The organism is Streptococcus parasanguinis (assembly GCF_964238605.1).
Lineage (GTDB): Bacteria > Bacillota > Bacilli > Lactobacillales > Streptococcaceae > Streptococcus > Streptococcus parasanguinis_AJ.
In genome coordinates this window covers 1-3200 of record NZ_CAXSMM010000022.1, presented here as the reverse complement: position 1 = coordinate 3200, position 3200 = coordinate 1, and the positions used below count along the sequence as shown (strand labels likewise).

4 protein-coding genes and 1 pseudogene are annotated in these 3200 nt (G+C 29.6%); 2 read left to right on the top strand and 3 right to left on the bottom strand.

Going from position 1 to position 3200, the window contains the following annotated elements; genetic code table 11:
* From ACESR9_RS10140 to ACESR9_RS10130, 3 genes and pseudogenes are all read right to left on the bottom strand, one after another.
* A pseudogene (locus tag ACESR9_RS10140) lies at positions 1 to 62 on the bottom strand (conjugal transfer protein); the annotation flags it as partial.
* 21 nt (positions 63 to 83) lie between these two features.
* Entirely contained in the window at positions 84 to 380 is a 297-nt protein-coding gene (locus ACESR9_RS10135) for a cytoplasmic protein (RefSeq protein ID WP_373106432.1), read from the bottom strand.
* 34 nt (positions 381 to 414) lie between these two features.
* The gene (locus tag ACESR9_RS10130) at positions 415 to 597 is read right to left on the bottom strand and encodes a hypothetical protein (protein ID WP_247913749.1); all 183 of its coding nucleotides are present in this window, start codon (positions 595 to 597) and stop codon (positions 415 to 417) included.
* A gap of 651 nt (positions 598 to 1248) precedes the next feature.
* Here ACESR9_RS10130 and ACESR9_RS10125 point away from each other — a divergent pair.
* Positions 1249 to 1578 (top strand): helix-turn-helix domain-containing protein, encoded by a 330-nt coding sequence (locus tag ACESR9_RS10125; RefSeq protein WP_070458746.1) that lies wholly within the window; start codon positions 1249 to 1251, stop codon positions 1576 to 1578.
* A 130-nt stretch (positions 1579 to 1708) separates the two neighbouring features.
* A complete protein-coding gene (locus ACESR9_RS10120; protein ID WP_070458748.1) occupies positions 1709 to 2974 on the top strand; it encodes a hypothetical protein in 1266 nt (421 codons plus the stop codon).
* Positions 2975 to 3200: the final 226 nt, after the last annotated feature.

The window sequence follows — 3200 nt, the reverse complement described above, 5'->3', positions numbered from 1 at the left end:
ACACGATAAGTCTTGTCAGCAATTTGTAGTTTTTCTCCGTAGTTTAATCCAATTTTAGCCATGTGATTTTCTCCTTTTATTTCTTATTTTTTAATTACCAATTTTTCTGCAAAGACATTGAGATAAGGTGCAACAGTATTGCCATTTAGAGCAGTGTCTGGGAAAAAGATTGGGTTAACCACTTCTACTATAGAATCTTCTGGAATGACCGTTGTAGAGGCTGGTGTAATGACATGAAAGGCACCGTGCTCTGCGCTGTTTAGAATGTGGCGTTGGTATTTGCCTTCTTTTCCAAAAATAAATTTAGGAGCATTTCCTAAACGTTCATAGTAAGCAGGGCCAATAAATTCTGGTTTCATTTTAAGTGTTTCTGAGATCATAAGATTTTCCTTTCTGAGTGTAAAATAAAAAGAGTTAAGCTAGTTGCTTCACTCTTGAATAATAGTGGGTAAATAATTTGCGTTTAAACATACGACTATAGAATTGAATATCCCCATGAGCATAGCCATTTCTACGAGCATCTTGAGCCAGATGATCTAGATCTACCTGAGCTTGAGCATAAAGTTTAGCCTGTAGTTTATCGGATTCACTAAACATACCATAGGTAAATTCATAGTTATCATAGAGTCGCTTACATTGTAGTGCGAAAAAAGTTTGTCATATCATTCTCCTTTATTGTAAAAGTAAAAAGCTACTAAGTGAAAAAAGGAAAGAACTTAGTAGCTTGAGAGTAGGTCTATCTGATTAGATAGACAGCAGTAAAGAAAAGTTATTTGGTTGGAAAGATCCCTCTTTCCACGGTGGCAACGTTTAGCAAGGTGCTTTGCGTCAATTACCATCGCTTTCCCAGCCAATCTCTTTAGGTAGTCTTGATCATACCCAAGGGATTCTCTTACGCCCTTTGGCGAAGCCAGTTCACTTTACTATTCGGAAAAGTGCGAAAGCCCGAAATGCGTGGAAGCCCACAAATAAATGTTTTATATCTTCACTTCAACCATAAAACGGACTTGACTTTTCTTATCAAAACAATTACAATAAAAGTACCAATCTTAATGTGTAGTTTGATAGTCAGTCCTCTGGTTGTCAGACGCACTTTTTATTTAGTTGTCAATGATCAAAACCTTCTAAAATAAGGTTATTATTTTCAAAAGAAATATACTCTCTCGAATATATTTATATTATATACTCATCTGAGTATATTGTCAAGAGATTATTAAAAATATTTTTAAATTTATTGAGGAATTAGCAATGGGATTTCCAGAACGATTAAAAGAACTCCGATTAAAAAAAGGATTAACACAAAAGGAAATTGCGGAAAAATTTGGGATCAAACAACCTAATTATCAGCAATGGGAAAGTGGAAAAAGAAAACCATCGTCTAAAACTTTAGAGAAATTTGCGAATTTCTTTGGTGTTACGATGGACTACCTTGCAGGGAATGATGTAGAATTAGATAATGTGGAACTTCTTTTCCGTATGAACTCAAAAGGACTAACTGATGAAGAAAAAGAAATCTTTAAAAAAGAATTGATAGAGTTTATGGAAAAACGAAAGAAGGCGTTTAGAAAAGAAAATTAACTAAATATCAGTATTATTGGTTGATTTGATAAAGAATTTTATAAAATATATAATCAATAAAACAAATGGTTAGTACAATATTATTAAAATTATAGATATTTTCAAATTTGGAAAGGTTAGTGCTCACTCGATGGATTATGGTGATAAAATAAATAAGCGTACAAATATTTTTGTGTTGTTCATATTTTTATTTCCAATTATTATTGAAGTATGTTCTTTTTTGTTGAATAAAGGAATTAATTCTATTAATTTGGATTTTTTAGAGTTGATGAAATCTCTTTTTTCAACAATTAAGACATACATAACCTTTTATGGTACAGCATTATCTATCACTTTTACCGTTTATTCATTTATAAAACAACAGGAAAAATATGATGATGATAGAAATGAAGAAGAACTAAAAAGACAAGAAGAACAAAAAAAGGCAAATGAACTAAAGGAGAAAGAGTTAGAAGCTAAAAGAGATTATTTTCGACCTACTTTTATTATTGAAAAAGATAAAAACGATAGTCATGAATATATTAAAGTATTCATGAGAAATGAAAATTTATATTTGGAGCAAGTTAAATACTATTCGTCCTCAAACACTTTACATTGTATTTATAAACAAGCTGTAAAATCAGGTGAAACAATTGCTAGAAAAAGTGTTGAATCGTTTTATATTACTGCAAAAACACAGATTGGTGAAACTATTCTATTTGGATATTTAAATAATGGAGTTAAAATTTACAAATATCTCAAGAATGGTGGTGAAGCTCACATTCCAATGTTTGGTAGGAAGCCATATAACCAAGAAATAGTTGATAATGTTTGGGGAGTATATAATGATGATATTGAATATTCTGATAGAAGTTTAGATCAAATCTTATTTTACGATACTGTTGGGATCAGAGAAAAACTAGTCTTTAATTATAATAATTCTATTTCTGAAACTTTGGCATCAAAAACTCTAGAAGAATTTTTCAAATCGGTATTTCTTGAGATTGTTAATGAATTTAATTTGTCTCATTTCACTAGCGCAAGTGTGTATGATTCAATAAGTTTAATTTTAAAAGACCTTAAAGATAGTGTTGATTTAATGAAAGTAAGTAAAGAAATAAAAAAAAGTGATGACTATTTATTTAAACAACTTAAAAGTATCTCTTACCGTAAAAAAGACTGGCAAGCATTATTTAAATCAAATGTACTTAACATAGGATCATTTTTAACCTTAGCAATAGAAACACTGCATTATGGACGTTTTGAATTAGATGAAGAGGAAAGGTGCACTAATTACAAAGCTCTATTAAGAATTTTGATGACAGTATTTGATTATATTGATATTGATACATCTATAGATTACAAAGTTTATGATTATAAATCTATAATTTATAACAAGCTAGTATTTATAAATTAGATAAAAGTGGACATTCGTCCACTTTTTTTATATACTAAAGTCAACCAAATTGGTTTAGTTTTGTAATTTATACTTAAAGGAGGTACCATTCTTTGGATGAATTGTATACAAGAATAAGTAAGTCTACAAAACATGTGTTATACCAATACATGAAGGATAACGATATTTCATTATTAAATTATAATTTCAATTACTTCTTTCAACATTGTATTCAAAAATATAAAAT